25 protein-coding genes are annotated in these 26915 nt (G+C 45.5%); 6 read left to right on the top strand and 19 right to left on the bottom strand.

Annotated features, from left to right (window positions below; translation table 11 throughout):
* Positions 1 to 130 precede the first annotated feature (130 nt).
* The 3 genes from BM082_RS04805 to BM082_RS04815 are packed head-to-tail and all read left to right on the top strand — an operon-like array spanning position 131 to position 2354.
* Positions 131 to 940 (top strand): DUF2189 domain-containing protein, encoded by an 810-nt coding sequence (locus BM082_RS04805; RefSeq protein ID WP_017011563.1) that lies wholly within the window; start codon positions 131 to 133, stop codon positions 938 to 940.
* A complete protein-coding gene (locus tag BM082_RS04810) occupies positions 940 to 1713 on the top strand; it encodes a glucosaminidase domain-containing protein (protein WP_074925512.1) in 774 nt (257 codons plus the stop codon). Before BM082_RS04805 ends, BM082_RS04810 begins: the two co-directional genes overlap by 1 nt.
* On the top strand, positions 1710 to 2354 hold the full coding sequence (locus BM082_RS04815) for a DUF2987 domain-containing protein (protein ID WP_017011565.1): 645 nt from the start codon (positions 1710 to 1712) through the stop codon (positions 2352 to 2354). The genes BM082_RS04810 and BM082_RS04815 overlap by 4 nt, the downstream gene beginning before the upstream one ends.
* Positions 2355 to 2448: 94 nt before the next feature.
* On the opposite strand, the gene ttcA is transcribed toward BM082_RS04815, so the two are convergent.
* The 11 genes from ttcA to ccoN all read right to left on the bottom strand — a co-directional run bounded on the left by ttcA (position 2449) and on the right by ccoN (position 12668).
* Positions 2449 to 3375 (bottom strand): tRNA 2-thiocytidine(32) synthetase TtcA, encoded by a 927-nt coding sequence (gene ttcA / locus BM082_RS04820; protein ID WP_017008415.1) that lies wholly within the window; start codon positions 3373 to 3375, stop codon positions 2449 to 2451.
* Positions 3376 to 3740: 365 nt separating this feature from the next.
* Entirely contained in the window at positions 3741 to 4685 is a 945-nt protein-coding gene (uspE, locus tag BM082_RS04825) for a universal stress protein UspE (RefSeq protein WP_017013644.1), read from the bottom strand.
* Positions 4686 to 4827: 142 nt separating this feature from the next.
* The gene (locus BM082_RS04830; protein ID WP_017008417.1) at positions 4828 to 5571 is read right to left on the bottom strand and encodes a fumarate/nitrate reduction transcriptional regulator Fnr; all 744 of its coding nucleotides are present in this window, start codon (positions 5569 to 5571) and stop codon (positions 4828 to 4830) included.
* 66 nt (positions 5572 to 5637) lie between these two features.
* Positions 5638 to 6309 carry a sulfite exporter TauE/SafE family protein gene (locus BM082_RS04835; protein ID WP_017017226.1) on the bottom strand — a complete coding sequence of 224 codons (672 nt, stop codon included), beginning with the start codon at positions 6307 to 6309 and terminating at the stop codon, positions 5638 to 5640.
* A gap of 2 nt (positions 6310 to 6311) precedes the next feature.
* A complete protein-coding gene (gene ccoS, locus BM082_RS04840) occupies positions 6312 to 6503 on the bottom strand; it encodes a cbb3-type cytochrome oxidase assembly protein CcoS (protein WP_017008419.1) in 192 nt (63 codons plus the stop codon).
* Between the two features lie 2 nt (positions 6504 to 6505).
* Complete coding sequence (locus BM082_RS04845; RefSeq protein WP_074925515.1) at positions 6506 to 8902, bottom strand: heavy metal translocating P-type ATPase; 2397 nt, start codon at positions 8900 to 8902, stop codon at positions 6506 to 6508.
* Entirely contained in the window at positions 8899 to 9390 is a 492-nt protein-coding gene (locus BM082_RS04850; RefSeq protein WP_017008421.1) for a FixH family protein, read from the bottom strand. The genes BM082_RS04845 and BM082_RS04850 overlap by 4 nt, the downstream gene beginning before the upstream one ends.
* A gap of 75 nt (positions 9391 to 9465) precedes the next feature.
* The gene (gene ccoP, locus BM082_RS04855) at positions 9466 to 10437 is read right to left on the bottom strand and encodes a cytochrome-c oxidase, cbb3-type subunit III (RefSeq protein WP_017008422.1); all 972 of its coding nucleotides are present in this window, start codon (positions 10435 to 10437) and stop codon (positions 9466 to 9468) included.
* On the bottom strand, positions 10434 to 10607 hold the full coding sequence (locus BM082_RS04860; RefSeq protein ID WP_017008423.1) for a CcoQ/FixQ family Cbb3-type cytochrome c oxidase assembly chaperone: 174 nt from the start codon (positions 10605 to 10607) through the stop codon (positions 10434 to 10436). The genes ccoP and BM082_RS04860 overlap by 4 nt, the downstream gene beginning before the upstream one ends.
* 9 nt (positions 10608 to 10616) lie before the next feature.
* Positions 10617 to 11228: a cytochrome-c oxidase, cbb3-type subunit II gene (ccoO, locus tag BM082_RS04865; protein ID WP_017008424.1), complete on the bottom strand. Its 612-nt coding sequence runs from the start codon at positions 11226 to 11228 to the stop codon at positions 10617 to 10619.
* Between the two features lie 12 nt (positions 11229 to 11240).
* Positions 11241 to 12668, bottom strand: a complete 1428-nt coding sequence (ccoN, locus tag BM082_RS04870) for a cytochrome-c oxidase, cbb3-type subunit I (protein WP_017008425.1) — start codon at positions 12666 to 12668, stop codon at positions 11241 to 11243.
* Between the two features lie 275 nt (positions 12669 to 12943).
* On the opposite strand from ccoN, the gene BM082_RS04875 reads away from it, so the two are divergent.
* On the top strand, positions 12944 to 13354 hold the full coding sequence (locus BM082_RS04875) for a hypothetical protein (RefSeq protein ID WP_017008426.1): 411 nt from the start codon (positions 12944 to 12946) through the stop codon (positions 13352 to 13354).
* Between the two features lie 124 nt (positions 13355 to 13478).
* Here BM082_RS04875 and BM082_RS04880 read toward each other — a convergent pair whose 3' ends face one another.
* The gene (locus tag BM082_RS04880) at positions 13479 to 14087 is read right to left on the bottom strand and encodes a hypothetical protein (RefSeq protein ID WP_244275931.1); all 609 of its coding nucleotides are present in this window, start codon (positions 14085 to 14087) and stop codon (positions 13479 to 13481) included.
* Between the two features lie 156 nt (positions 14088 to 14243).
* Here BM082_RS04880 and BM082_RS04885 point away from each other — a divergent pair, with 156 nt between their 5' ends.
* Complete coding sequence (locus BM082_RS04885) at positions 14244 to 15437, top strand: FIST signal transduction protein (protein ID WP_074925521.1); 1194 nt, start codon at positions 14244 to 14246, stop codon at positions 15435 to 15437.
* A complete protein-coding gene (locus BM082_RS04890; RefSeq protein ID WP_074925524.1) occupies positions 15434 to 17521 on the top strand; it encodes a PAS domain-containing hybrid sensor histidine kinase/response regulator in 2088 nt (695 codons plus the stop codon). The genes BM082_RS04885 and BM082_RS04890 overlap by 4 nt, the downstream gene beginning before the upstream one ends.
* A gap of 292 nt (positions 17522 to 17813) precedes the next feature.
* Here BM082_RS04890 and BM082_RS04895 read toward each other — a convergent pair whose 3' ends face one another.
* The 7 genes from BM082_RS04895 to BM082_RS04925 form a co-directional block, all read right to left on the bottom strand.
* On the bottom strand, positions 17814 to 18728 hold the full coding sequence (locus BM082_RS04895; RefSeq protein WP_017013637.1) for a helix-turn-helix domain-containing protein: 915 nt from the start codon (positions 18726 to 18728) through the stop codon (positions 17814 to 17816).
* A gap of 149 nt (positions 18729 to 18877) precedes the next feature.
* Positions 18878 to 19561: a 4'-phosphopantetheinyl transferase family protein gene (locus BM082_RS04900; RefSeq protein WP_017013636.1), complete on the bottom strand. Its 684-nt coding sequence runs from the start codon at positions 19559 to 19561 to the stop codon at positions 18878 to 18880.
* A gap of 5 nt (positions 19562 to 19566) precedes the next feature.
* Entirely contained in the window at positions 19567 to 21486 is a 1920-nt protein-coding gene (locus BM082_RS04905) for a saccharopine dehydrogenase family protein (RefSeq protein ID WP_017013635.1), read from the bottom strand.
* On the bottom strand, positions 21483 to 22634 hold the full coding sequence (locus BM082_RS04910; RefSeq protein ID WP_074925527.1) for a saccharopine dehydrogenase NADP-binding domain-containing protein: 1152 nt from the start codon (positions 22632 to 22634) through the stop codon (positions 21483 to 21485). The genes BM082_RS04905 and BM082_RS04910 overlap by 4 nt, the downstream gene beginning before the upstream one ends.
* A gap of 97 nt (positions 22635 to 22731) precedes the next feature.
* On the bottom strand, positions 22732 to 24894 hold the full coding sequence (locus BM082_RS04915) for a TonB-dependent receptor (protein ID WP_074925530.1): 2163 nt from the start codon (positions 24892 to 24894) through the stop codon (positions 22732 to 22734).
* 153 nt (positions 24895 to 25047) lie between these two features.
* Entirely contained in the window at positions 25048 to 25833 is a 786-nt protein-coding gene (locus BM082_RS04920) for an ABC transporter ATP-binding protein (protein ID WP_017013632.1), read from the bottom strand.
* Positions 25830 to 26915 carry a FecCD family ABC transporter permease gene (locus BM082_RS04925; RefSeq protein WP_017013631.1) on the bottom strand — a complete coding sequence of 362 codons (1086 nt, stop codon included), beginning with the start codon at positions 26913 to 26915 and terminating at the stop codon, positions 25830 to 25832. The genes BM082_RS04920 and BM082_RS04925 overlap by 4 nt, the downstream gene beginning before the upstream one ends.

A 26915-nucleotide genomic window follows, 5' to 3' on the forward strand; every position in this document is an offset into this window, starting at 1 on the left:
GAGCGCCGATCAGTATAGACCCTTTATTTGTTGGCTAAAAATACGCCTCTTTGAGACGTGCGCAAAAAATATCACCTATAACTTTATTTATGGGGAAATTTCGCAGCCAAAAGACAAAAGTTACTTAGATATGAATAAACAACAATTAAATAATGCCCTTCATGTCGGCGGTACATTAGAAAATGCGCTTACCGGCAAATATACGTTAAATGCGACCAGCGTCGTCGAAGAAGCCATGCAGTTAACAAAGAAGAACTTCTGGAGTTTTTTGCCCGCTGTCTTGTTTCTTGCCGCCGTGAACGTCGCACTCTTTATGGTCGTGCTCTCGGTCTTACTGGATTCTCCCAGAGAACTGATGGATGCGTTTGTGGGGAAAACGGTCATGACTGACGATCTGCTCGCGTCAGGTCGTATTGCGCTGTTTGCTTCCACGGTGTTAAGCGCGCCTATTTACGCTGGGGCAAGCTTGATGGGGTTAAGCCATGCCATTGGCTTTAGAACAAAGCCGAGACACATAGTGAAAGGCATGGCCTTTGCGATGGCAGTCACGCTCGGCATGTGTTTTGTGTCGGCACTGCAAAGCATCGGCAACCAAATCCTGCCGTTACTCGGTATGTTTCTCGGCATTACCTTTTCGATGACTCCGCTGTTGATTTGCGAAAAGCGCTTGAGGCCCGTTGAGGCCATGGTTGTTTCTTTTAGAGCGATCACAAAAAAGCTGATACCATTATTGCTGGTTTACATCGTCATCGCCGTGCTATTTGTGTTCTCTTACGCAACAGCTGGTATCGCGCTTATTTGGGCACTGCCTTTTATGTTTAACGTAAAAGGGGTCTTGTACCGCGAGATGTTCGGTGTAGGTATAGAAGTAACCGTGGCTGAAGAGGGGGATGATGATTCTTCTTCTGGTGGCGGTAATAATGAGGTTTTCAACGCGTAATGAAGCTTTCCCGTGTAGTACTGGCTTCGGCTCTTTTTCTTTCAGCGTGTAGCGATGCACCACAATCCACCACCAATGTGAGTCAACTTCAACCGGCATCGCCTCCGCCTTCCATGGAGCAAGTGCCGGATTTCGCCTCTTATAAAATCGTTGATGAAAAGAAAAAGGCGTTTGTCTCTTTTCTAAAACCTGGCGTGACGTACATTAATGACTTGATCCTTAATGCGCGTACCCGCTTAAAAACGCTGTCTTCGACAACAGCCATGACCTCTGATGACGAAGTGTTTTTGGCAAAGGTGGCTGAGTTGTTCAAGTTGCCACTGCCAGAAGCAGGCGCGGATGCCAAATGGTTCAATGAAGCCTTAAAGCGCGTTGATATTGTTCCCCCAGATCTAGTACTGACCCAAGCTGCAAAAGAATCTGGGTGGGGCACATCACGCTTCGCTCGTGAAGGGAATAACTACTTTGGGCAGTGGTGTTACACTCCTGGCTGTGGCTTGGTGCCTAGCGCACGAGGCAAAGGACAGACGCATGAAGTTGCTGCATTCAAAGATGCTTTCCAAGCGATCCGCGCTTACTTCTTGAATGTAAACCGCAATGCTGCTTATGCAGATTTGCGAAACATTCGAGCAGCACTGAGAAAGTCTGGACAACCTATTACAGGCGAAGCCCTCGCGAAAGGACTCCTCAGTTACTCTGAGCGCGGGCAACCCTATGTCGATGAAGTGCAAAGCATGATTCGTTTTAACGAGAAATATTGGAGCCAAGGATGATCAAAGGACTTACGGCTGCCCTGATGGCAGCTGTAATTTCAATGCCTGCTGCCGCTGCGCAGGTTGAATTTACTTACAGCAAACTTTATAGCCAGTTGAAGCATAACGCCGGGGAAAGTCACCCTGACGTTAAAATTGGATACTTTATGGTTTCACCTACGACGGGAAAAACCTGCAAGATAACCAAAGCATGGATGGCAAAAAAGAAGAATTACGAAGAGTTTGTTATTCCAGCGTCTCAAGAGCTTCCATTGCCACTGGATAGCAATTTACGCAAAGTGAATCCGGATGTGTTTATTCAGACTGCCGGTGACGACGTATGTGACATTTCATTCCAAGTACTGGCTAAAAAAGACTTTGAGACCGAAATATCTACCGATTCTGTTGCCGTCTTAGTGCCGCAAATGTCGGCAATGATGCAAGACCTTGGTGGCATGTTCGCCTCTTGGTTCATGCCAGATGTTGAAGGCGTGATGGTGCATTTTGAACAGCCGGTCTCTTCGTTATCGACGTCAGAAGGGCGCTCGATTCCTGTTGAGAACAGTGTTGCCACACTTCGCCTTGCTGATTTGAAAAAAGGTGAGCGTGTTTTCTGGGCGTCTCAACCACTGAAAGTGACGCCTTGGATACCGCAAAGCTAACCTTCTATTGGGTTCTGATAGACAGATGAAACCAAAAAAAGCCCGCTGATAAACAGCGGGCTTTTTGGTATTTTTGATGCTGTCTTCTGACCAGTTAGCTAACTTGAACCACGTTCAAAGCAAGTGCAGGGTCGACTTCTACAACGTCGTCTTGTGACGGCGTAACATCTACAAACTGTTCTTTATCAAAGGCTGTATCACCGCCATTGATCACGCCAGAGTCTTTATCAATGTTTTTGAAATCAAACAATTCAAAGTCAGCCAGGTGTGAAGGCACAACGTTCTGCATGGCGGTAAACATGGTTTCAATACGGCCAGGGAAACGCTTATCCCAATCACGCAGCATTTCTTTGATCACCTGACGTTGAAGGTTCGGCTGTGACCCACACAAGTTACATGGGATGATCGGGAAATCGGATGCTTCTGCATAACGCTCAATGTCTTTTTCACGGCAGTAAGCAAGCGGGCGGATAACAACGTGTTCGCCATTATCAGAAACCAACTTAGGTGGCATACCTTTTAGTTTGCCGCCATAAAACATGTTCAAAAACATGGTTTCTAGAATGTCATCGCGGTGGTGACCCAGTGCAATCTTTGTTGCACCTAGCTCTTTTGCCGTACGGTACAAAATACCACGGCGCAGGCGAGAGCAAAGTGAACATGTCGTTTTACCTTCTGGCACTTTGTCTTTCACGATAGAGTAGGTGTCTTCTTCTACAATCTTGTATTGAACACCTAACTTATCTAAGTACTCTGGCAGAATATGCTCAGGGAAACCTGGTTGTTTCTGATCGAGGTTTACCGCAATCAGTTCAAAAGAAATAGGCGCGCTCTTTCGAAGGCTTTGCAAGATTTCCAGCATGGTGTAGCTGTCTTTACCACCGCTGAGGCAAACCATGATGCGGTCGCCATCTTCGATCATATTGAAATCTGCAATTGCTTGGCCAGTGTTACGGCGAATGCGCTTTTGCAACTTATTCAGGTTGTACTTTTGTGATTTGGTCAGTTCTTGATTCGACATGTTTCTATTTGGTGCCTCTGAAATTTCTCAACGCAATCAATGCCAATCGATGGCGACTCTTAAATACCCAGCTATTTGCGATGTTTTCGCTTTCAGCATTTGTTGGCGTATCTAGCACATCGATCCTCGATGCGAAGGTTTGGCGCGTATGATACGGATTTCGCGGCAGGATGCTAGTCTCGAACAAAGAAAGACGCACTTCTCTCTGTGCCAAACAGCGTCAATATCGGCAGATTTTCACTTCGCGCGGTTGTTTTATCATCCAGAAAAAAGAAAAGCGCCGAGAAGGCGCTTCTATCTAGCATGTCAATTACAGTTCGCGTTGCTGCTTAACGACGTGTTTATGGTTAACGACGTGTTGACGGTTAATTCGAGTTTGGGGCTAACGGACTCACGTAACCATCAGGTTTAATGGCCAGTACATCGCAATCTAACTGGTCGATGGTGTGTTCAGCTGTGTTGCCGATGAAAATAGCAGACAAACCAACACGACCTGTTGTACCCAGTATCACAAGCTCAGCATCCAGCTCTTTCGAAACGGCAGGGATGACATCTTCAGGTAACCCTTCGCTGCAATAGGTTTGTGCTTCATCAATGGTGTGTTTCTGACGCAGTGCTTTCATTGCAAGCAGGTGATGACCTCGAACGGCATCTGTATAAGACGCGGGATCGAACTCAGGCAACTCAATCGTTACATTGACCGGTGTCGCAGGGTAGGCGTTAACCAAATTCACTTCGGCGTTAAGCAACTTGCTCATTGCTTTCGCTTCATCAATCAACTTGTCGTTTAAAGGAATGTGCTCTTCGTTTTCGGAAGACACATTCACTGCAGTGAGGATCTTTCCGTTTTCAGGCCAACCGTGCTGCTTAACCAGCAATACAGGACAAGGGCACTTGCGCAGCAAATGCCAATCAGTCGGGGTGAAAATAACCGAACCTAATTTATCGTGTTTGTGCGTGGCTTTGATCAGGAGATCATGCGCACCGTCGAATACTTGAGCAATCATACTTTCGTATGGACGGTTGTGCCAAACAACGTGCTTCACTATTTCCACGTCAGTGGTGTCGTGCAGAGCCACCAAAGAGGCAATCCATTCTTCTCGCTGTCGCAATACGCCAGCGCGCATGGCTTGACGTTCTTCAGCGGAAAGCATGGATGTCATTTCATAGGAGAAATCGTAAATGGCAAGGAAGAGTGTGATTTTGACCGATGCGCTCGACTTATGCGCAATATCAAGTGCCCGCGTAAATGCAGGTTGATCTTCATGGTCGGGATCGATTGCGACGAGCAAGTTTGTATATCTGTTCATAACAACCTCCAGCTATGTGTTGCTGATACTTTAATGTAACGCAATCTTGCGGGATGGTGCGATAATTTCAGACAGATAGATGTAAAAAAAGAGAAATAGCGCGTAAAGCGCCATTTCTTTGGATGAGGTTTCGGACGGTAAGTTACTTACTCACACCAGCAAGACGGCTCAGTTCTAGATGGTCAAGAATAGTAATGTATTTGCCCTTCACACTGAGCATACCGCTTTTCTGGAAACGGCCAAGCAAACGGCTGATGGTTTCAACGGTAAGGCCAAGGTAGTTACCAATGTCACCACGTGTCATGGTTAGACGAAATTCTTTTGGAGAAAAACCGCGCTGAGAAAAGCGAGTAGAAAGACTGTGTAGGAAGGCAGCAAGACGTTCTTCAGCATTTTTCTTCGACAAAAGAAGAATCATTTCTTGGTCGCCTTTAATCTCATTGCTCATAAGGCGCATGATTTGCTGGCGAAGTTTTGGCATTTTACCGGAAAGGTCATCTAAGGTTTCAAACGGAATCTCACACACCATTGACGTTTCGAGCGCTTGCGCAAAACTCGGGTGGGACATTTGGTTGATGGCATCAAACCCGACTAAGTCACCCGCGAGGTGGAAGGCTGTGATTTGCTCATCACCTTGCTCGGTGATGGTGTAGCTCTTAATGGTGCCAGAACGAATGGCATACAAAGAACGCAGTTGATCACCCGCTTGAAAAAGAGGCTGACCTTTTTGAATTGGTTTCTTACGCTCAATGATTTGATCAAGCTGATTCAGCTCACTCTCGCTCAACGTAAAAGGAATACAAAGCTGACTGATACTGCAATCTTGACAGTGAATTGCACAACCGCCTGATTGAACGCGTTTGGTGATGATTTTGTCTTGAATCATGAGCCTGCTTAACCAAATTGATTTGAGTCAATATTTTACCATTTCTAACGTAGAAATCGAGCTTTGTTAGAACTGATTGTATACAGAATAAGCGGTAACTAATCCGTACAGTAAAATAATTGCCGAAGATAAGCGTCGAAAAATCAGATTGTTAAGAAAATGCTTCATGGACTCGGCGGCGCTACCAATCAGTAACATTGCCGGCATAGTTCCTAAACCAAATGCGAGCATTATCAACATTCCATTTATGGCGTCTCCAGCGACGGCTGACCAGGTCAATGCCGAGTAAACTAGACCACAAGGTAGCCACCCCCAAAGCATGCCAAAAGGCAATGCTGCGATTGGGTGTTTTAGTGGCAGTAATGAAGTACTTAGCGGAGATATTCTTTTCCAAAGCACATGTCCGATTCGCTCGATATGCGCCAATCCATTCCAGAACCTGCCTATATATAGCGCTAAAAGAATCATCATGATTGCAGCGAACAACCGTAACCATAATAAGCCTTGAGAAACTTGTGCTATGTCAGTGAGACCAGAGACGATGCCGCCAGCAATACCGCCGATAAGGGTATAGGAAAGGAGTCGGCCACCATTATAAAAGAGTAAGAATGGCCATTTCTTTTGATGTTGAGGGGTACTCAATGAAACGGCAGCCGCAACGCCACCACACATGCCTAAGCAATGGCCTGCTCCGAGCAGGCCAACCGTAAACGCGGCAAACACTTCAGCCGACAACATGATTACTCTTCCGTTTTATCTGATGATGCAGATTTGCCTTGTGTTGACGGTTTCTCATCGTCATCAAGCAATATGTTCATTCCCTGACGTTCTAGATCTTCAAACTGTTCGGATTTTACCGCCCAAATAAACACGCCAACCGCAATACACACGAGACCAATGGCAATAGGGATGAGGATATAGAGACTTTCCATGATTAGGCATCCCTTAGTTTTTCAATGACGTCTTTCTTAAACAGGCGCAGAGAGTTGGTTACCACGATAACAGAGCTGCCTGACATACCAGCTACTGCAATGTACGGCGCAACAAAACCCATGACCGCGAGCGGTAAAATAATGAGGTTGTATCCTAGCGCCCAGGCCAGGTTCTGCCGAATGATTTTTTGCGTAAATGCGGCGAGCTTGCGTGCTTCTAGTAATTTACTCAAATCATCACCAAGTAACACCATATCCGCAGACGCTTTTGCTACATCGGTTCCACTGCCCATTGCGACAGAAAGGTGAGCGCCAGCCAAAACCGGTGCATCGTTAACGCCATCCCCAATCATCATGGTAACTTCATCACTCGGACGAGATTGTAGATACTCAAGCTTTCCTTTCGGAGACACATCCGACACGACGTCGTCGATGCCTAGGTGATTCGCAACAGCCTGTGCTGAGTGGAAATTATCGCCCGTCAGCATGGTGACTTTAATGCCCGCTTGATGGAACTGGTCAACAAGCGCTTGGCTGCTTTCACGAATAGGATCGATCAAGCGAAATGAGGCAATTTTTTCGCCATTTCGCGACAACCAGATTTGGTGAAGAGACTCGCCAATGTCTGAAGGGTCATCAAGCGCAAATGCAGGTTTACCAATTCGCCACGCGGCGCCTTGATATTGGCCTTTCAGACCTTCACCGATGACATTCTCGACGTTGGTAATACCCTGCATTTTATCACATTCACCGAATGCCTCTGCAATAGGGTGGTTTGCATAAGATTCAAGTGCGGCTGCAATCGATAAAACATCTTTCTCAGAGTACGACGCATACGTACTGGTTTCCTTAAGCGAGATGTTTCCTTCCGTTAACGTGCCCGTCTTATCGATGATCAGTCGATTGATTTTGGTAATGGCTTCGAAAACATGACCACGTCGAAGCAAAATGCCAAGGCGTCCGAATGTCGTCGTTGAACAGGTTAGGGCAGTAGGCGTCGCCAAAGATAAGGCACACGGACACGTTGCTACCAATACAGACAGCATGATCCAAAATGCATCATCAGGGCGATGACTTTGCCAATACCACCATGTGAGCGCCGAGATGATCAAAATGGCTGACACAAAGTATCTCGCCACGATATCTGCAATTTCAGCAACACGCGGTTTTGCCAATTGTGCAGCATCTTGCAGCTGAACGATGTGCGCAATAAGCGAGTCTTTTTTCTCTGCCGTTACGTGCACATCGACATTACCATCGATGTTTATGGTACCTGCATAAACAACGTCATCAACGTTGCGTGATTCAGGCATGGATTCGCCCGTCAGCATGGATTCATCTACCGTGGTGATACCTTCCAATATCATGCCATCCGCCGGAAAGGGTTCACCAGGAAGGACGCGCACTATGTGACCCACGGTGAGAGATTTCGCAGGGATTTGCTCTCCCGATTGCAACGTTGCTAAGCGGGGAATCAATTTAAGCAAGTTTGCGCTGGCTGCGGCTGCCGTTCGTCTCGCGCGCATTTCGAGGAAACGCCCTAGAAGAAGGAAAAACGTGAACATCGCGATCGATTCGAAAAACACTTCACCAACGCCAGTTACTGTGGCGTACAAGCTCGCGAAGTATGCAAACAACAGCGCGATAGACACAGGAACATCCATACCTAACGTTCGTGCTTTCAAATTACGCCATGCGTTAATATAGAAAGGCATCGCGGAATAGAGCAGTACTGGCGTGGCAAAGATTAAGCTCACCCAGCGAAAGTAATCTCGAAATGATTCATCCATGTCTCCGAATACTTCGAAATACATGGCCACAGCAAGCATCATCACTTGCATGGTCGCCAAACCTGCTATCCCCAATTTATAGAGGTATTGTTTCATGGTTTGGTGGTATTGGTGTTCTTGGCTGTCCGCTTCGAAAGGTGCAGCTTTGTAACCCAGGGCGTGAATGCGACTCAGCAGAATACTGAGCTTCGTTGCTGAAGGGTCCCAACGCAGTGTGGCGCGGTTGGTTGTCGTATTCACTTGAATGCGGGAAACACCAGCTTCTTTGCCAAGTTGCTTTTCGATCAGCCATGCACACGCGGCGCAAGATACGCCATCAACAGACAATACGACTTCGTCTATTCCACCTTCATGGCGAACGAACTCTTGCTGAATGTCATCGTTGTCATAGAGCGAAAGGGATTGAAGTTCATCGGGAATGAGCGAGGCTTTTTCTGCTGGGGCGGTGCGATATTCGTAATAAGAGGTTAGGCCGCTAGCGACGATGGTGGTTGCGACGGCTTCACAGCCCGGACAACACATTGTTCTTTCTTCGCCAAGGATCTCAACGTGAAAGGAGTCGCCAGTGAGAACTGGCTCTCCACAGTGGTAACAATCTTCTCTTGTCATTCCTTGCTCTTGCCATACAACTTAACTGGGTCAGATGAAGGGAAGTTGATCTTGCGGTTTAGCGCCCAACTACCATCGAATGCATTCACCTCAACATACCATGGACCTTGTAAAGGCTCTACAAGGGCAATGCGGTAACGCCCATTAGCGTCGGCATTAACAATGGTCTCAATGTCTTTGTCTGGAAGTGTACGGTGCTGAAACGTAATGTTCAGGGTTGGAAACTGGGGAAGTTTACCTTTCTCTAGCGTAAACATCGCTGTGTCGTCAGAAGCAGAAAGCATGGCAGATACGGACAGTTCATCTGCTTTGCGAAGGCGGGAAAAGTCCTGATTAATGCCTTTGCCGTCTTTGTAATAGTCTTCAGAAACTAAGGAAACCTTATTTTCAGATAATAGGCTGACGGTGAAGAAGCTGGCTACTACGACCGAGCCAGGCAGGGCAATCAGGAACCAAGGCCAGAACTGCTTATACCAAGGTTTGTTCATTTTGCTTTCCTGTTTTTACAGAGTTCTTGGGTAAAAAAGCCCCTGCAAGGCAGGGGCTTAAGTCTTACTAACTAATTATTGATTTTCTGTTTCGCTTAGCTGCCAAACATAAGCAGAAAGAAGTTGGATCTTATCTTCGTCCAAAATATCTTTCCAAGCAGGCATCACCCCTTGACGACCATAAAGAATGGTTTGTTCAACAGCCTTTCTCGAACCGCCAAACAGCCAAACGTTATCCGTCAAATCAGGTGCACCAAATGCAGGGTTACCTTTACCATCCGTACCATGACATGCCGCACAAACAACGAAACGGGTTTTCCCTTTCGCTGCCTCTTGTGCGTTCACTTTACGGCCAGACAGGCTCAATGCATAGGTTGTCACTTCTTTAACGCCATCTTCGCCAAGTGCATCTAACCATGCTGGCATGTTACCGACACGACCGTGAAGGAGGGTTGCCTTAATGGTGTCAGGCTCGCCACCGTATAACCATGCCTTGTCGGTCAGGTTCGGGAAGCCAGCTTGACCACGCGCATCTGAGCCGTGGCACTGAGCACAGTTTTGAATGAAGAGACGCTGACCCACTTTTACCGCCTCAGGGTTCTTCGCGATTTCTGGAATATCCAGAAGTTCGTCCGAACCAGGCTTGTAAGCAAGCTTACGGAAGGTTTCACCAAAAATGGCATTGGCTTGCGCCAACTCACGTGCATATTGGTTAATCCCTGAATCATCACCAAACTGCTGGCGTGAATCTTCAACGTTACTGATGTTCTGTGCTGAACTTTGCCATCCAAACAGGCCTTTAAAGTTACCAAGGCCAGGGTAGAGCGCCAAGTAAAGCAAGCTAAAAACAATGGTTGCCCAGAACATATAGGACCACCACTTTGGCAGTGGGTTGTTCAGCTCACGGATACCATCGTATTCGTGACCCATATCTTCACCATCAGAAATGCCTTTCAGATCCTTGCTACACCAGATTACAAGTGCAGCACAACCAGCGAGGGTTCCGAGGGTAATGACAGTGATGAATAGACTCCAAAACGTAGTCATTTATTATCTTCTCCTGTCTTAACTTGGCTCTTATCCTCATCGGCAAAGACAAGGTTTGCAGCTTCATCGAAATCCTTTTTACGACGACCGCTGTAAGCCCAAAGCGCAATAACAATGAAGCACACAAAAATAACGAGTGTCCAGATACTGTGGAACGATACAATTTCCATAACAGTCCCTTACTTCATTGCATGGCCGAGAGATTGCAGGTATGCAATAAGCGCTTCAATCTCAGTTTTACCTTCCACGTCCGTTTTTGCATTTGCAATTTGTTCATCGGTGTAAGGTACGCCAAACATATCTCTGAAAATCGTTAGCTTCTTCTCAGTGTCTCGGCCATCCAAAACATTCTCTGCCAACCAAGGGAAGCCAGGCATGTTTGATTCAGGAACAACGGCACGAGGGTCGATAAGGTGCACACGGTGCCATTCATCAGAATAACGACCGCCAACACGCGCCAAATCAGGACCAGTACGCTTAGAACCCCACAAGAATGGGTGTTCCCATACGCTTTCACCAGCGACTGAGTAGTGACCATAACGTTCAGTTTCAGCACGGAACGGGCGAATCATTTGGCTGTGACATACGTTACACCCCTCACGGATGTAGATATCACGTCCTTCCATCTCCAACGCCGTGTAAGGGCGAAGATTATCGACGGGTTCCGTTGTTTGTTTTTGGAACAACAGTGGCGTGATTTCCACTAAGGCTCCAAGACTGATCGCAATGACCGTTAAGATTGCAAAAAGACCAACGTTCTTCTCTACAATTTCATGACGACTAGAACTCATTAGTTGGTCTCCTTATGCTGCTTGTTCAATGGCTTTCAGACTTGCCTTCGGTGCAGAGATCGTTTTGTAAGCGTTGTACGCCAACAAAAGCATGCCCGACAGGAAGATTGCGCCACCAACAAAGCGAACGAAGTAGAACGGGTAAGAGGCTTCAAGAGACTCAACAAAGCTGTACGTTAACGTACCGTCTGTGTTTACCGCGCGCCACATCAGGCCTTGCATAACACCTGAAATCCACATTGCGACGATGTAAAGCACAACGCCAACTGTTGCCAGCCAGAAGTGGATGTTGATCAAACGCAGAGAGTACATGCGTTCTTGACCAAATAATTTCGGAATCAAGTGATAAACCGCACCGATAGAAACCATCGCAACCCAGCCAAGTGCACCTGAGTGAACGTGACCGATTGTCCAGTCTGTATAGTGGGAGAGGGCGTTAACCGTTTTGATTGCCATCATTGGGCCTTCAAACGTCGACATACCGTAGAAGGACAAAGAAACAATCAGGAATCGTAGGATTGGGTCATAGCGTAGTTTGTGCCATGCACCTGACAAGGTCATGATACCGTTGATCATACCGCCCCAAGAAGGTGCGAACAGAACAATCGACATCACCATACCCAGAGACTGCGTCCAATCAGGAAGTGCAGTGTAGTGGAGGTGGTGTGGACCCGCCCAGATATAGAGGGAAACCAGCGCCCAGAAGTGAACAATAGACAAACGGTAAGAGTAAACCGGACGACCCGCTTGCTTTGGTACGAAGTAATACATCATACCCAAGAACCCTGCGGTCAAAAGGAAACCTACGGCGTTATGCCCATACCACCACTGAATCATCGCATCGATGGCACCAGCATAAATGGAGTATGACTTCATTCCACTAACAGGTATTGCCATGCTGTTGACGATATGAAGAACGGCGACAGTAAGAATGAAGGCTCCAAAGAACCAGTTTGCGACATAGATATGGGAGGTCTTTCGCTTAATCATGGTTCCAAAGAACACCACGGCATAAGCTACCCACACTACGGCGATTGCGATATCAATTGGCCATTCCAACTCTGCGTATTCTTTACTGGTGGTATAACCCAACGGCAAAGAAATCGCTGCAGAAAGAATAACTGCTTGCCATCCCCAGAAGGTAAATTCAGCCAGCTTGCCCCCGAATAGACGCGTCTGACAAGTACGCTGCACAACGTAATAAGACGTTGCGTAAAGCGCACTTGTACCGAAACCAAAGATCACGGCATTTGTATGCAGTGGTCTTAGTCGGCTATAAGTCAGATAAGGAATATCGAAGTTTAGTGCGGGCCAAACCAACTGAGCGGCAATTAGAACTCCAACACCCATGCCCACAATGCCCCACAAGATTGTTACTAGGGTAAATTGACGGACAACGCGGTAGTTGTAGTCCAGTTCAAGCTGCTTATCTTGGCTCATATTGCATGCTTCCACTTTTTTTGATTACTACACTCACGTATACATAGTGACAAAAATGTCACAATGCCACCCAGAAGCAATGCAATGCGAATAGTGCTTGTTTTCTGTCCACTTAATGCATTCCATTGCTATTTCATTGTAAAAGTGGCATTTTCGGCATCGATGATACTTCACTTAAACAGTGAAATACAGGGTTCTAACCACAGACGGTTTACCCTCGAGTAACATTTCTACTAAAACTTTGAGCTCTGTAACACGGGAATACCGAGTAAATTATGGCAGCAGAAAAATTAACCACAGGTCGACTTGTACAAATATTAGTCGTTATGTCTGTACTTATCACAGCTTTTATTTGGCGAACAATGAATTACTCTTCAAATGAGACCGCCTTGATTTGTCAAATATCAGTAGGGGCATGCAGTGTGTCTTTAGAGCGTTCCACTGTCGCTATACATCTTTTAAAACAAGAAGATGGAGAAGAGAGCCTTGCTGTCACCTCCCGTGTTAAACCCCTCAATTTACGTGTTGATTCAGAGCGGGAAAATAACGTCTTACTGCAACAAGAAATAGTGCGGGATAATTCCGAGACGACTTATATTTATGTTTTGCCTGAGAGTGTTAAAACAGGGCCAAACCAGAAACTGATCCTCTTCTTTGATCAAGATCAAATAGCAATTAACTTTTAACTTTAAATTAATATTTATGCGAAAGGCATTAACATTTTAACGTTTGAGAATAAATTGCGCATGAAACTGAATAATTCAATAAAAAAGCAGCCCTAGGCTGCTTTTTTACTGGAATTTTCATGGTTCAGTTAGAAAAATAGAAGGCTTGTTGTTGCATCGCTTTGGCACGATTAGTTGACAGGAAGTGAATCAAATCAGAAGCATCCCTCGCAATACTGGCACATACACCTTCAAGGGGTTCATGACCAGGGGACAGAACAACGTGATTGATTTTTATCCCTGATCCGTTTTGGTCTTTGTGCGCCAATTCACATAGCTTTAAATGGAGATCCGCCAATGAATCTGATGATTTTTCTTTGGATTTAGGGGTGATCACATAGGTCAGTGACAGCTGAGGTTGATTTTCGTTAAGACGGGATGCATATAACGAAAAAATATCCTCTGAGATAGGCATTCTTTCCTGTTCGATATCTTCTTCATTGACCATTACCACTACGCTATTAATTGGAGAAATGTTCCTTTCAACCCAATAAAGCTCGTGTTCGATGGCATTGAGATCATGAGGTGAGCAGAAGCGATAACGAACGCGTGGTTCTTCTGCTGCAATGGCATAGCCTTCCGATTCGTTGTCGGTTAAGTAGACAATGGAGTTTCCTTTTTCTGCCAGATGCTTACTGATGATCTGACTTAAAGGCTCTAGAGAGGGTATGACAATATAAAGCTGGCTATCCATGGCAAGCGGTAAATTCATCTCGAATGTGATGATTCTATCGTCTATCAATAGAGAATTCAGTGATTAAACGTAAAGAAAACGGCTAAACACTGGAGTTTGATAAAGAGAGAACGCTATTATTGAGGTCCATGCAGTAAATTCGATAGCCAAACGCTAATGAGAATAGCAACATCTTCGTCATCAAATTCTAACGCCATCACCGCCGTTGAAGAAATTGCGGTGGAAATCTGCGCGACCAACTCGTCGCCTGATCTTATTTTGGCGTACTACACAGAAACGCAAGATGTTGACGTCATCAAAAGCGAACTTAGAAAACATTTCCCCAATTCACATGTGCTCGGTTGCTCTTCTTGCCAAGGTACGATGACGGACAAAGGGTATGTGAACGGGCATAACCTCGCGGTTTGGTCAATCCAAGACAAAGAGGGCGCATATGGTAGTGCAGTCGTCCGACTCGACCCTGGTTTAGATGTGCTCACGCAAGCCAAAACCGTGTTGCAAAAGGCCATTGACGACAGTGGCCGTCCAGGGGAACTGCCTGCGCTTATAACACTCCACACAACACCGGGCCATGAAGAAACAGTGCTTCGTGCCATCCGCAGCGAGCTTGGTGTCAATGTCCCTATTATCGGCGGTACAGCCGCGGATGATGAAATTTGTGGTAACTGGTCTTTGTTCGACCGCGAAAGAATCACGGCTGACGGCATTGGCATGGCAGTGTATTTCCCATCAGGCCGCATCAGTTATTCATTCCATAGCGGATATGCCGCGATGGGACCACATGCTATTGCCACCAAAGTGAAAGGGCGCACGCTAGTTGAATTGAACGGTGAGCCCGCGGCGAAGGTTTATTCCCGCTGGTATCATGACGCCACAGGATTAGACATCGACCCTGCACAATTATTTGCTCAATCCACCTTGTTCCCGCTCGGGCGTCAAACCGGTGAAATTCATGGCATGCCTTATTACAGTCTTTCGCACCCATCAAAGGTGTCAGATGACGGTGGCATTCAAATGTTTTGTAGCATCTTCGAAGGCGAGACCGTGCATTTCATGTCCGGCACTACAGAAATGCTTGTATCGCGAGCAGGGCGAGTCGTTAACTCCGCCAATGAACATGACAAGAATGCTGATGTACCTGTAGGCGGTATAGCAATCTATTGTGCGGGTTGTATGCTGCACGTAAAACCGTCTTTGCATGACGTGGCAATAAACATGAGCCGCTCGATGCATGACGCACCGTTTATTTGCCCGTTTACCTTTGGTGAACAAGGTCAGTTTTTGGGCGGAGAAATCGCCCACGGTAACCTCATGATCTCTGCTGTTTTGTTCCACAAGGAAGAGCTATGACAAACGCGGTTTCAGAGAAACTTCAGGAAACGTTGTTCGAACTTAATCGTGTTGAAGAACGCGAGCAGAAGTTCAAGGAAGAAAACCGCGCTATTTTGTCAGCGATTTCGGCTATGTCTGGCGCGAGCAACAAAATTGAAGTCTTCAATACGCTGCTTAAAGTTATCGAACGCTATGTCTCTTTTGATGATGCACTCGTACTGATACGAAACAAGGACACAGAAGAGAAGTTTTCTTGTTTAGTCTCCACATCCCAACAAGTTGAAGATCTGCAATGGAAAGACGGGAAAACATTTTCACGTTGCGTGAATGGGCAAACCGTCATCCTGTATGCGCCAGAGCGCGTCAGTGAATTCTCTTTGTTGAATAACATTGATTTTAAAAGCTGCCATTCCGCATTGATAACAGGCATGACAGTCAATGCGAGTGAATCCATTCTCATGCTGTTCTCAGCAAGCAAAGGCGGCTTCGATACCAAAGCACAGCAAGTTATCGAACGTTTTCGCCCTTTGATCGAACGCACGATTATCGACATCGATTACCGCGAGCGCCTCCAGTGTTTAGTCTCCGTCAAAACCCAAGAGCTCACGGCGAGCCGCCAACGCTTTCGCGATTTTGCTAAAACAGCGGGGGATTGGTTCTGGGAGATCGACAACAACCTTCAATTTACCTATCTGTCTTCACCGTCTAATGAAGACTTATCGACTGAGCCAAGCGCCATTATTGCTCACCTCAATAAACAACCCGAGGTGAAGCATAAACTGCTCGACTTAATCCAACTTGAAGAAACCTTTTCTGAAGTTGAATGGCAGATTTCACGCGATAGCAAAGTGAAGTGGATCAGCTTATCTGGGCGTCCTTATTACGATAAGCGCGGCAATTGTTTGGGCTTTCGAGGAACAGCAAAGGACATCACAACGCGTAAGCAAAGACTGCAGGAACTGCAACAAGCCAGACAACAGGCGGAATCAGCAAACGCAGCCAAATCCCAATTTTTGGCAATGATGAGCCATGAAATCAGAACACCCCTGAATGCCGTGATGGGTTTGCTTGATACCTTGGAGCAGTCACCCCTCGACAGCGAGCAAGAGTCTTGGGTTTTGCAGATGGATAAATCCGCACAGTTGTTGCTGACCATCATCAACGATGTACTTGATATTTCTCGTATTGAGTCTGAGCGTTTTTCGCTATCGCCTGAAAACATCAACCCACGTGACAGTGTCACAATTGTATTCAACCAATTAAAAGAAAACGCCTCGAAAAAAGACATTGAGCTGCGTACAGACATTGCGGAAAATGTGCCAGACCTGATTTACCAAGACGGAAATCGATTCACTCAGATACTACTAAATCTGGTCGGAAATTCCGTGAAATTTACAGAGTCGGGACGCGTCGAAGTCTCGATGTGGACGAATGGCGATTGGTTGGAGCTTGCCGTTGAAGACACCGGCATTGGTATTCATCCAGATCGTCAAAAAGACATATTCCAACCGTTTACGCAAGCGGATGGAAGCATTACAAGAAAATATGGTGGAACAGGCTTAGGGCTATCTATCTGTAAGAAACTCGTGTCCATGATGAATGGCACAATAGCATTTGAAAGTGAGCCTGACGTGGGTACCCGTTTTAGAATTAACATTCCGTTAATTAAACCTGCAGCCAATGAGTTGGTGAAAAAAGACAAACCGAGTGATGACGTGATTCTGCCACTCAAAGTATTGGTCGCCGAAGACAGCAAAGCTAACCAGATGGTGGTGAAACTCATGCTTGAAAAAGCAGGGCATCTGGTTGTTGTTGCTAATAATGGCCAAGAAGCGATCGATATTATTGAGGAGAAACGCGAACCGTTTGATCTAATTTTGATGGATATGTCTATGCCCGTACTATGCGGTATTGAAGCGACGAAGTATTTGCGCGCTCACGGGTATGAACTCCCCATCATCGCATTGACGGCGAACGCCATGAATGAAGATAAAGAGAAGTGCCTAGATGCTGGCATGGACGACTTTGTTACCAAACCAATCCGTGCGGTGGTGTTAAAACAAACGTTACAACGTCACTCAAAGCACAAAAAGGACGAATAGAAAGAACGCATCCTTTCATATTGCTCATCATAATAAGAGCACATCGATAAGCGACGATGTGCTCTTATTTATGTGCTTTAAAGACAAGGAAAATGAATAGTAAGCACTTTTTATTTGCGTCATGAACGCCTTCATTCAGCAGAAATATATGAAGACCCTACCTGGTGGCGGTAGTTTATTATCCTCATTCAAAAGTGAGTCAATCAGCATGAAGCCATGGTGTAACTCAGTGGGTTTCAAATAGGCACTGTTTGAACGTTTTCCTACCTTCAGGCAGGTCCACTCATTTTGATCATGGCGTTCTATTATATTCCACACTGGCTATAAGTTCTCGCCGCGCATCTTTAGGCAAAATGTTGAACTGTTTTTTGAATGCCGCACTGAAGTGACTAACATTACTGTAGCCAAGTATCATTGCGGTTTCTGTTACGTTGTTTTGCCGCAGAAGGTCTAGCGCTTTCTTCATTCTTTTTTCTTGAAAATAAGCGTAAATACTGCAGTTGTAGAGAATTTTAAAGCCTCTTTTCAGTTTGCACTGATTAAGTCCAACGACCTCGGCAATTTCGGATATTGTTGGTGGTTCGCTCAGATCTTTCAATAAGTAGCGTTTTGCAGCTTCTAAACGGTGTTTTTCCCTCGCGCTGATATTACATTTGCATGATTGCTCGCTGCTGTCCTCAAGACTCCAATGGATGTAATTAAGTACCGCAGCATGAAGTAATATTTTTCGCTGGGGGGATTCATTCATCAAGGTTGCTAAGTTCAAAGCAGCTGATACCGCCTTAGGGCTTTTACCTACATTTTTGACAAAAAATGAAACGTCACTGTACCAATGTTCTTGCAGCAGCTCTTCGCCTGCTATTTCCATCAATAATTTAGGTGTGATCATGACGGCGAGATTACAAAATTCGGTTGAGCGGGGCATGTAAAATTCTTCCCCATCAGAAAAACCGATATTAACTTCTCCCTCTCGGAGATGAATATTGATGTTTCGAATTTTCGCTTCAAATTCACCCTGTAAAAGGCAATTTAAGTGAATATACTCATTATCTCCAGGAAATGAGCAAGGTTTTAGGCTTGCTTCGGAACGAGATATACATACCGAGAGCCCTTGTTGAATTTGAACATAATCAACGCGCTCTTGAGCATTAACGCTATCATTGTCTAACTCTTCCTTTCCCTTAGGGAGATAGGCTGCAGCACACATTTCAATCCTTTTTTTGGGCAAGGGCTACTATCAGGTAAACACCTGTAGTTGTTCAGTCAACGCCAACTTATTCAGCAATCATATACTACAGTTAATTGCATCGATAATCATTCTCATTTGTGTGTTTGGAGAGGTTTACTCTTTCCTAATCATTTCTCTCTTTCCTGATGGAGAAAGGTTAGGATTGTTTGGTCTGAATACGCCTGATAGTGCACTAAAAACGTTTGATCAAACGTCAGCGAATCGTCAAAACGGAAATTCAAAGAAAGAGACATTATTTGCTTCTTTGCCTCCAAACCTGACACCTTTACAGCATCAAAACCCACAACCTGTTTGATTCTCGGAAAGAGTGCTTTGTAGAGTGCTTCTTTTGCTGAGAACACGACAGTAAGAAACGTTTCTCTGCTGCTAAACTCTTTGCTGTATTTCGACTCCTTTTCACAGACAACGCAATGCCAGATCTGATTGCATATTTCGGGTGAGATCAAAGGTTCAATATCTACCCCTAAATATGTCACATCTGAACAATACGCAGCCACTGCGACGGCGATACCTTGGCAGTGAGAAATTGATCCTATGGTATTAGCAGGCCAAACCGGCTCGCGGTTTGGTCCAATAGGGATGTCTATTGGTTTTGAAATCCCAAGGCTTTGTAGAGCTTCAAAAGCGCAATAACGACCTGCAGCAAATTCACACTTGCGTTTTAGTACCGCCTCACTAACCATCTGAGACGGTAAACGTATCCCAATGGAAGACATGCGATATAAGTATTCGTTGTCATAAGAGATATTGGTTGAAACAAAGACAACCTTACTTGTTAAAGATTTCCTCATGATATCTATCCAACAAGCTTTTCAATCTTCCTGTCAGCTTCTTTATGCACTGTACTCGGCGAAGCTAGCGTGATCAACGCTTGAACATCACCCTGGTCGAACAATTCCCATGTCACTGATCCTCCGTTGGGAAGTAATATATATTCCAATGCTTCGCGTTCCATTTCACGTATCAAGTGAGAGAGCTCTGGGCACCCTAAATTTGTAAATAACTTAGCGTATAAACAATCATTTATAGTAAAGCTAATCTTCCGTGAAGTACTGATATCGAGGCTGACTGAAAGGATATTTAAGTGTTGATAGCTCCTAAGATACGCGATCCAATAATCTGTTGCTCCTTGGCATGGGTCTTCTAATAGTGAGAACAATTGGGTATCCGGCCATAGCCATCGCATTTCCATTTTTCCTGTTTCAAGAAACATTTTTCGGTAAAGTAAAAACGCAGTTTCTTGACCTAAAACATCACGTGCGCATGAGTATCCCGAGGTAAACATGCTGATATCTTTAACGGCTTTATCCCAGATCTCTTTTTGGGGTAACGGTGTCTCGGATGAGAAGTCGCTTAGCTGTTTTTGATGTGCTCGCCATCTAAAAAGTGTTTTACCAATAAACCCTGCAAAAGAGAGCGGACTTAGTCTGCTTTTTAGCGCTTTCCAGATCTCTGACTGAAGCAAAAACTCCTTTTGCAAAGGGATCATTCTTGGGTGCTGTTTCGGTGCGGTATACCAGTTTTGGTAGTAGTGCTTCATGTCCTTGACAGATTTTTCGGGGCACTCCACCCAGCCAAAATAAAGGCCAGACATCTTTAACGCATCAGTGTTGGCTTCCTTAAAAGTGACTCCTTGCGTGTTGAGCAATTTCAGTAGCAATGTTCGATGATGCTCACTGATATTTTCGATGCCAAATACGCCACTCATATCTGTCATTTGATCACTGAGGTAAAGTTCAGCGCAGCATGCAGCGACGAGAGCAGTAAGATCATAAGACGAAATCATACCGTGGAGGAGTAGGCCTTTTTCTGGTTCATTGTCGGGGTAGCACCAAAGAATGGTATCTGGGTCGGCGTCTTTTTTGTCCTTCATTTGCTGGCCACTTTTGTAAAACTTTTCGGCCAGTTGATTATTGCGCCGCTCATTGGGAGATATGAAAGCAAAAAACTTAGCAACGCTCTGTTTTAGATATTGAATACTGTAGCGAGCATCTAAGCCTTCAATATGTTGATAGAGGTCACCACGCTTTGCTTCAAGGCCTGCACTTTCTACCGAGGAGTAGGGAATGAGAAGGTTTTTTGTAGTGTGGCCGAGAAAGGTGAATGCTTCTTTTCCATCACACCATGGTGTTTTTATTTTTTTTCTTTTTCCATCAATAAACCAAAGCACATAACGACTGAAGCTAGCAAGAATGGCATAAGGGCTCGCTTTTCCTCCGCCATAGGCGGCACCCATATAAGCTCTTATTGCGTAGTTTTTATCTTCTGACCGATTTTCTTCTGCAATCTTAGATAGCATTAATGTGGATAAGCCTGGCATGAAGCCCATTCCAGTTAACATCAAAAGGTGACTGCTTTTGGCCGCTTCATTTAGTGAGAAAATACTATCTGCTGCAGAAAGGCTGTCGTTTATATCAATACAATCAACGCAGGCTTTTAAACAAAGAAGATGGGTTTTTGCTTGGATTGTTTCCATTGGCCCCAGTGCAATAATCGCGAGATCAAAGGATGAGAGGGTATCAACTGCGCTGTCGGGATCATCAAGATCAAAATGGACAAATGGGACCTTGTTAAGAGATTGGCCACCAGACTGGCGAGATGTGCCGACGAGGTCTAAATGAGGATGCATAGCGGTAAGAAAACGAATAATTCGACGCCCAGTTTCTCCGCTACCTCCAATGACAATGACTCTCTTTTTATTTACTGGCGACGTCATGCGATTTTCTCCTCAATGATGTGTTTTTTGACGTTTTGTTCGATTGACCATTCGGCAATGTTTTCTTCTTCGAGGTAAGACAAAAATGTTGATGAAGCGATAGCTTGGTGCAGCATAAGTACACCCGCCTTCGTGCATTTACCCTCTAGAACGCATCTGGCAGCGATACCAATGGTTTTACCCGTTGCTTGGTAAGTGTTTGTCAGTGTTAGTTGGGCGTTAGACTGGATCTCTTTGCCTTTGAGTAAAGTGACTTGAATGCCATAGAAGGGGCTGAGAGATTCAAGATCTTTTCTGGACGCTTTTTCAAGTAGTCTGGCGGCGAAGTTGTTTGTGAAGCGGAATTTATATAGCCCTAATAACTTGGCCAAAATACAAACTTTCATTGCACGAGGGCCAATATTGGTTCCATACGTTCGTAAATTATGAATATCACACTCTTTTACAAGCTCTAGTGCTTCCTCTGAATACACCAACATGGTGTTTGCTGGTGTGTCGAGCGCAGGAAAGTTGACAGCGCTTTTTGCTTGGCGGAAGGGGGCTTTTAACAAGATGTTGTTTTCAAAGTAGGCAAACCCTCGATCTATACCAAACCCACCTAAGCTGTTGATAATGTCCCAGGCAGAATTAAATGACCATGCGTCGCGCCCGACATACTGCATCTCAATCTCGTCAATCGCTGATACGTCATATGACTGTTCTAATACGTATTTTGGAAACAGACCCGATAAGCCGGGCAGTAGACCTACGTTAATGATGAGTGGAACGCTCGAAGGCACGCGCTTTTCATCTTTCTTCAGACCTTGGAAGACAGGATCGTAACCGCCCGCATCTATAAAAGCCGTGCCAGATGTTTTACATGCTTTTGCTACCCGGTCACCGATGATGCCTGACGGGCCCACACAAGAGATAACAAGAGAGTACTGTTTGCAATGAGAATGGAGCGAAGGTTCGTCCATCACATCAATGTGTTTTGTGGACACTCTTTGAATCCCATCTCGCTTTGGAAAATCAGCCGGAGTGGCAGAGCGAGATGCAACCACGATCATGTGAGATGTTTTGTCTAAGAGATATTGGACAACCTCATGACCCACTTGCCCTTTGCCCCCTAGAACTAAAATACCGGATTTTTGTTGTTGAGCATTCATGAATATGGCGCCCCCCTATGACGCGACTTAAAAAGATCTGATGAATGTTTAGGATGAAACCTGTCGCGCTGACACGCAGGTTTCATCTACACTAAGGTCAAAAATGGCTGGTCAATGTGATGCCTACGCTAAGGGGATCTGCTGCTTCAGCGGTGGGGCCGGTACCAAAATCATACTGTACGGTTGAGTAGTGCTCGTCGAGTGCATTTTTCACCCATAGATATGCATCCCATGATGAAGCTTCTAAGCCGACTTTGGCATTGATCAATTGGTAAGGTTCCTGTTTGAGGGTATTTAAGCTGTTGAAGTAATACTCACCAATATGTGTGGTATCGATACGGCTAAAAAGATCCCAGTCGTCTGTCAGCGGGATTCTATGCTGAACAGCAAGATTGGCGGTGAAGTTGGGTGTATTCACCATCTTCTTACCGTTGCAGTTTTTTGTTGAACCCAACAAATCACAATTATCATATTTGCGGTACTCGGCATTGGTGATACTTCCCCCCAGCTCGATGAGCCAGTTGTTGGCGGGGATGTATCTCGCTTCGAATTCGAGGCCTTGGCTTCTAGCTCGACCAGCATTATCGGTGAGTACTTGATTGGTGGCCTTTACGAGTTGTTGAACCTGTTGATCTTTTATGTCGATAAGAAAAATGGCAGCAGAAAGGTCGAGCTTATTGTCGAGTTGTGTTGTTTTATAGCCTAATTCATAGTTTGTCGTCGTTTCTTCGTCGTAGGCGGGGTCATTCTGGCTCGGGTAAAGGTGATCGAAGCCACCAGCTCGGTAACCACGACTGACTGATGAGTACACCATCGAGCTGTCGCCGAATGTGTAAGTAACACCAATCTTAGGAAGCCATATATCAAAATCTTTGGTACCAGCTATCGAGACGTTAGAGGTACTTTGGTTATTGAATTTTATGTCAGCTTTTCGTTTCTCTCGATCAAGTCGTAGACCACCTGTTATCACCAATGCTGGCGTAATGTTGTAGTCTAGCTGCCCAAACGCTGCGTAGCCGGAATTGGTTTTCTTTACATTTGATCTATCTACGTAAGGTCCGCCATAACCAATACCTGTGTAATCGAGGTCGTTTCGACCGCGTACCTTGTAATCACTGGCATAGGCATAAAGCCCAGCGAGCCATTGGAGATCAGAAGGGCTAGTCGATGCCCAACGAAACTCTTGAGATAACTGTGTTTGTTTTTCATCTGAACTTGAGTGGAAAACAAAGAGGGCACTGCTGTTTGCATCCTGATCGGCAGAACTATTATTCTCCCAATCTCTCCATCCCGTGATTGATGTAAAATCGATGGTGTCATAATTTTTCGTAAGAGACAGAGAGGCACCAATCGAGTCTCTATTATCTTTACCTTTGAAGTCGTTATTGATCTTTTCCGGATTGTTTTTGATAAAGTCAGCCAGACCTAGGGCGTAGGAATCATCTCTAAGGCGTTGATAGTCGACGGCTAAATTAACCTCGATAGAATCTGATGGAAGCCATCTCAGCGTCGTTCTGGCAAAAAAATCGTCTTTTTTACCATAGTCCGAACCATCAAAAATATTTTCTATATGTCCATCACTTTGCACGCCGGCGACACTTAAGCCCGCAAAAAGACGATCTTCAACAATAGGGGTATATACAGTGGCGCTGAGCTTTCTCTCATTTAAGCTGTCAGCGGAAAGTGATGCGCGTCCTTCCGTGAAGTTGTCGGGTTTGTTGGTAACAACATTGATGATCCCTGCTAGAGAATTACCGCCGTATAATGTTCCCTGAGGCCCTCGTAAAACCTCAATGCGTTCGATATCGATCAAATCAAGATCGAACATACCGTTGTTCGTGTAGTTCACACCATCAACATAAAACCCGACGGTAGGATCAGTAAATAGACCTGGCCCAATCCCACGAATAAAGATGTTACTCTCTCTGCTACCGCCCCATGTGAAAATATGAAGATTGGGGGTGTGCTGAGCCAGCTCGGATATTGTTGTAATTTCAGCATCTTTCAGATCTAGGTCTGTTTTAACCGATAGACTCGAAGGAACATACATCATATTTTCACTTCGTTTATCTGCAGTGACGGTAATGACGTCAAGAACATCTTGCTCACTTGCATAGCCTGAAGAAGCGAAATGGAACAGACATAAACCTAAGAGAGGCCAACCTATTTTCATACCAGTTTTATCGCTGGTTTGCATGGGCATGGACTTGGTTTTATTTGAGGGTCGTGGTTGTTCTGGCGTTAAGGGGGTAACCCGCATGACGTTATACTCCTTGTCAAAGGTTAGATTTTCATGGGAATGATTCTCATAATCATCTAGTTTGCATTGACAAGCATTGCGCTGCTACCCGATACGGTTTCTATTACCCGAATAAGTTCAATATTCACAACATTATTTGTGCACGTTGAGGTTTTAACGTGCACCGAGAGGAATGGCTAGCGGGTAAATTTTATTTCCGTCTCGCCGAGTTTGCATCTCAACATCAATGCCAAAGACCTTCATCATCATTTTTTCGTTAACCGCGTTTATTGGCGTGTCATCGGTAATGATATTTCCATGTTGCAGAGTGACTATGCGATCAGCAAATTGGCTTGCTTGGTTGATATCATGCAACACCATGGCAATGGTGAGTTGTTGTTGCTGATTTAACGCCCTTAAAAGAGAAAGGATTTCATACTGATGGCCAATATCTAGATAAGTGGTGGGCTCATCAAGTAACAATAATTTCGCTTGTTGTGCAATACATAAGGCAAGCCAACCTCGCTGCCTTTCGCCACCTGAAAGATGATTAAATGAACGATGTTTGTACTTTGTCATACCCGTGAGTTTTAGCGCGTTCTCTATGGCATCCACGTCTTTTTGAGTGACTTTACCCAGAAGCCCTTGGTAAGCGAAGCGGCCATGGGATACCAACTGGTAGACGGAGATATCGTCTGGTGCCATTGGATCTTGAGGTAGAAAAGCAATCTCTTTAGCGAGGGCTTTTTTAGACCAGTCTTTTAGCGGCTTCTCGTTCAACGTAATTGTCCCTTGTCTTGGCTTAAGGACACCAGCCAAGGCTTTTAACAACGTAGATTTGCCGCATCCGTTTGCGCCGACTAGGCAAGTGATCTCTCCAGCATGCAGTGTCAGAGAGACTGAAGGGATAATAATGTTCGATTGATAACCAAGCGTAAGCTGGTATGCAGATAACGTCATGAGCGTCGTCCAATCTGTTGTTGTAAAAGGAAGAGTAAAATGGGTATTCCCAGTAGGGTTGTTATGGCTCCCGCTGGCAGTTCAATGGGGCTGACGATAGTTCTCGCTAAGATATCAGCAGCAAGAGTCAGGCAAGCGCCTAGCAGTGCACTGACCCAAAATTGTTTTTTAATATCACCGCGTACAAGCAGTTTGGCAACATGGGGAACAATCAAGCCTACAAAACCGATGGGTCCACTCACAGCAATTGCACTGGCAGCGAAGACGACAGCAATAGCTATACATGCGATTCGCCAAGCCAAAACATTTACGCCCATTGTTTGAGCTTGTTGCTCATTAAAGCGAAGTATTGACATGGGTGATGTTAAGAAAGGCACGATACACACTCCTATGAGTGTCCATGGCAACACAATCATGATGTGGGAAAAGTCTCTGGCGTAGAGACTCCCAGCCAACCATAGAACGGTGGTCTCTGTTCTCCCTCCGCCCCAGACGATCACTAGCCACATGACAATGGCATTGGTTATCGCACCTACAGCAAACCCATTGAGCGTCAGCGTGATAGGCCGAAGTCTTGTTTTAAGCGACAGCAATACAACGAAAAGTGTAGACAGTGCGCCTCCCACGAGTGCAGCGAAGGGAAGCCAGGTTAAGGACAAGTTAAAAGGGCTGTTAAAAAACAGGACTGCGTTGAGGTAATCAGCCAAAAGTAAAAAAATCACAATGGCTAAACTAGCGCCACTTGAAATACCAACGATGCTTGGGTCTGCAAGCGGATTTCGTGTCACGGCTTGGAGAATGAGCCCTGATAGCGCGAAATGAAAGCCAACCAGTAATGCAAGCAGGGTGCGAGGTAGGCGAAGGTTCCATGTCACCTCATGTGCCGTCGTAGCTGGCGTATTAAACATCAGTGCGTTTAACACTTCAGAAGGAGAAAGGTGGATCGAGCCAGACATCAGAGACAGCAAGATCAGTAGCAGAGTGACGAACCAAAGCGAGAACAACACTCGCCGATAATGCTTGCCGGATGTAGGCCGGTTCGTCGCCATATCTTGTGTGCTTTCTAGGGAAGCCATTGTCAT

The organism is Enterovibrio norvegicus DSM 15893 (assembly GCF_900115495.1).
In the GTDB taxonomy this organism is placed as follows: Bacteria; Pseudomonadota; Gammaproteobacteria; order Enterobacterales; family Vibrionaceae; genus Enterovibrio; species Enterovibrio norvegicus.

Coding starts and splice junctions, on each gene's coding strand:
- BM082_RS04850 (WP_017008421.1), bottom strand. CDS start 9,390: ATGAACAAACCTTGGTATAAGCAGTTCTGGCCTTGGTTCCTGATTGCC.
- ccoN (WP_017008425.1), bottom strand. CDS start 12,668: ATGAGCCAAGATAAGCAGCTTGAACTGGACTACAACTACCGCGTTGTC.
- BM082_RS04905 (WP_017013635.1), bottom strand. CDS start 21,486: ATGACGTCGCCAGTAAATAAAAAGAGAGTCATTGTCATTGGAGGTAGC.
- BM082_RS04920 (WP_017013632.1), bottom strand. CDS start 25,833: ATGACGTTATCTGCATACCAGCTTACGCTTGGTTATCAATCGAACATT.
- BM082_RS04815 (WP_017011565.1), top strand. CDS start 1,710: ATGATCAAAGGACTTACGGCTGCCCTGATGGCAGCTGTAATTTCAATG.
- ttcA (WP_017008415.1), bottom strand. CDS start 3,375: ATGTCGAATCAAGAACTGACCAAATCACAAAAGTACAACCTGAATAAG.
- BM082_RS04900 (WP_017013636.1), bottom strand. CDS start 19,561: ATGAGGAAATCTTTAACAAGTAAGGTTGTCTTTGTTTCAACCAATATC.
- BM082_RS04860 (WP_017008423.1), bottom strand. CDS start 10,607: ATGGAAATTGTATCGTTCCACAGTATCTGGACACTCGTTATTTTTGTG.
- BM082_RS04845 (WP_074925515.1), bottom strand. CDS start 8,902: ATGACAAGAGAAGATTGTTACCACTGTGGAGAGCCAGTTCTCACTGGC.
- BM082_RS04895 (WP_017013637.1), bottom strand. CDS start 18,728: ATGTGTGCTGCAGCCTATCTCCCTAAGGGAAAGGAAGAGTTAGACAAT.
- BM082_RS04910 (WP_074925527.1), bottom strand. CDS start 22,634: ATGAATGCTCAACAACAAAAATCCGGTATTTTAGTTCTAGGGGGCAAA.
- BM082_RS04875 (WP_017008426.1), top strand. CDS start 12,944: ATGGCAGCAGAAAAATTAACCACAGGTCGACTTGTACAAATATTAGTC.
- BM082_RS04880 (WP_244275931.1), bottom strand. CDS start 14,087: ATGGATAGCCAGCTTTATATTGTCATACCCTCTCTAGAGCCTTTAAGT.
- BM082_RS04810 (WP_074925512.1), top strand. CDS start 940: ATGAAGCTTTCCCGTGTAGTACTGGCTTCGGCTCTTTTTCTTTCAGCG.
- ccoO (WP_017008424.1), bottom strand. CDS start 11,228: ATGAGTTCTAGTCGTCATGAAATTGTAGAGAAGAACGTTGGTCTTTTT.
- BM082_RS04925 (WP_017013631.1), bottom strand. CDS start 26,915: ATGACAATGGCTTCCCTAGAAAGCACACAAGATATGGCGACGAACCGG.
- BM082_RS04915 (WP_074925530.1), bottom strand. CDS start 24,894: ATGCGGGTTACCCCCTTAACGCCAGAACAACCACGACCCTCAAATAAA.
- BM082_RS04885 (WP_074925521.1), top strand. CDS start 14,244: ATGAGAATAGCAACATCTTCGTCATCAAATTCTAACGCCATCACCGCC.
- ccoP (WP_017008422.1), bottom strand. CDS start 10,437: ATGACTACGTTTTGGAGTCTATTCATCACTGTCATTACCCTCGGAACC.
- ccoS (WP_017008419.1), bottom strand. CDS start 6,503: ATGGAAAGTCTCTATATCCTCATCCCTATTGCCATTGGTCTCGTGTGT.
- BM082_RS04805 (WP_017011563.1), top strand. CDS start 131: ATGAATAAACAACAATTAAATAATGCCCTTCATGTCGGCGGTACATTA.
- BM082_RS04830 (WP_017008417.1), bottom strand. CDS start 5,571: ATGATTCAAGACAAAATCATCACCAAACGCGTTCAATCAGGCGGTTGT.
- BM082_RS04890 (WP_074925524.1), top strand. CDS start 15,434: ATGACAAACGCGGTTTCAGAGAAACTTCAGGAAACGTTGTTCGAACTT.
- BM082_RS04835 (WP_017017226.1), bottom strand. CDS start 6,309: ATGTTGTCGGCTGAAGTGTTTGCCGCGTTTACGGTTGGCCTGCTCGGA.
- uspE (WP_017013644.1), bottom strand. CDS start 4,685: ATGAACAGATATACAAACTTGCTCGTCGCAATCGATCCCGACCATGAA.